This window comes from Kitasatospora sp. MBT66, assembly GCF_000710405.2.
Classification (GTDB): Bacteria; Actinomycetota; Actinomycetes; order Streptomycetales; family Streptomycetaceae; genus Kitasatospora; species Kitasatospora purpeofusca.
This window is the reverse complement of sequence record NZ_JAIY01000016.1, coordinates 60,169-61,646: the sequence shown is the minus strand read 5'-3', so window position 1 is coordinate 61,646 and position 1,478 is coordinate 60,169. Positions and strand designations below refer to the sequence as shown.

The 1,478-nt window shown below is 80.2% G+C and carries 2 protein-coding genes; one reads left to right on the top strand and one right to left on the bottom strand.

Translation table 11 applies throughout. The features are described from left to right. Positions 1-664, bottom strand: a 664-nt coding sequence (locus BI06_RS51705; protein ID WP_043476179.1) for a helix-turn-helix domain-containing protein, incomplete at its 3' end; no start/stop codon positions are given. Between the two features lie 151 nt (positions 665-815). Here BI06_RS51705 and BI06_RS48815 point away from each other — a divergent pair. Then, positions 816-1,478: ATP-binding protein (locus tag BI06_RS48815; protein ID WP_043475490.1), on the top strand; the 663-nt coding region annotated here is incomplete at its 3' end.

The window sequence follows — 1,478 nt, the reverse complement described above, 5'->3', positions numbered from 1 at the left end:
CGCGCAGCCGGGCCGGCCGCTCGGCGGGCGGCGTCCGGGCGAGGTCGCGCGGCGGCAGCCCGAGGGCCTGGAGCAGGACGGTGGCGGCGTCCCGGGTGGACAGCGGGTCCGGGTCGACGCCGCGCAGGTCGAGGAAGAACCGGCCGTCCGGGCAGGCGGGGCCGATCTGCCGGGCGAAGTGCACGGCCACGGTGGTCTTGCCGCTGCCGGGACCGCCGGAGATCGCACTGAGGGCCTCGGCGGCGGAGGGCGCCGCGGTAGGTGTGGCGGTGTCGTGCAGCCAGGACAGCACCTCGGACCGGCCGACGAACTCGGTGGCGGCGCGGGGCAGGGCGCAGAGCCCGGCGGGACCGGGGCCGCCGGGTCCGTCGGCTTCCTCGCCCCGTTCGGCGGCGGCCCCCGACGTCGGGGCCGTCCCCGGCGTCGGGGCGTCGTTCCCCGGCCGGGCGGCGGCGAGGAACGCGGCGTGTTCGGCCTCGTCGAGGTCGAGGCCGCGGCTGAGCGTGGCCAGGGTGCCGAGCCGCGGCCGGGCGGTACGGCCGAGCTCCAGATCGGCGATGCCGCGCGCGCTGACGCCGGACGCCTCGGCCAGGCCCTCCAGTGACAGTCCGCGCGCCGTGCGCAGCCTCCGCAACTCGCGTCCGAGTGCCGTCGTGTCGCCCATCGCTCCCCGCCCGTCGTGGTGCCCCCGCTCCGAGGGCGCAACGTCCCTCGTCGGGGACTATTCTGACGACCCGGTGGACCGGTCCGGCCGGCCGGTCCGGCGGTGGACGGCCGGGCGGCGGCGGGGCGGGGAGCATGCGGGGCGCGGCGGGATGACGGTGCGGGACGTGGCGGGGCCGGCCGCCGGAACGGGCGCACTGCTCCGGCGCCTGCGGGAGGAGCGGCTGCTGCCGATCGCCGGGCTGGCCTCGGTGGCCGGGGTCAGCGAGCGGGCGATCGGCGATCTGGAACGGGGCGTCACGGAGCGGCCGCGCGCGGCGACGCTGGCCGCGCTGGCCCGCGGGCTCGGCCTCACCCCGCCCGAGGCCGCGCTGCTGGAGAGCGTCGGTCGCGCCGAGCCCCTGGTCGGACGGGAGTCGGAGCTGCGGCGGTTGCGCGACGCGGCGGCCGGGGCTCGACGGGGCGACGGCCCGCCGCCGGTGCTGTGCCTGCACGGGCCGCCCGGGAGCGGCAAGACCTTCCTGGCCCTGCGGGCGGTGGCGGCGGTCCACGACCTGCTGCCCGCCCCGCCGGTGCTGGTCGACCTCGCGGCCGGTGGGCACGGGCCGCCGTCCCGCCCGGTCCCGGACGGCGGTGTGCTCGTGCTGGACGGAGCGGGCGCCGAGGCCGCGGTGCGGCTGATGCTGCCGGCGGCGGGCCGGGTCCTCACCGTGGTGACCGGCCGGCGGGCGCTGTCCGGGCTGGAGGGCGTCGTGCGGCTCCCTGTTCCGCCGCTGACCGGGCGGGCCGCGGTCGAGCTGCTCGCGGTCTGGGCG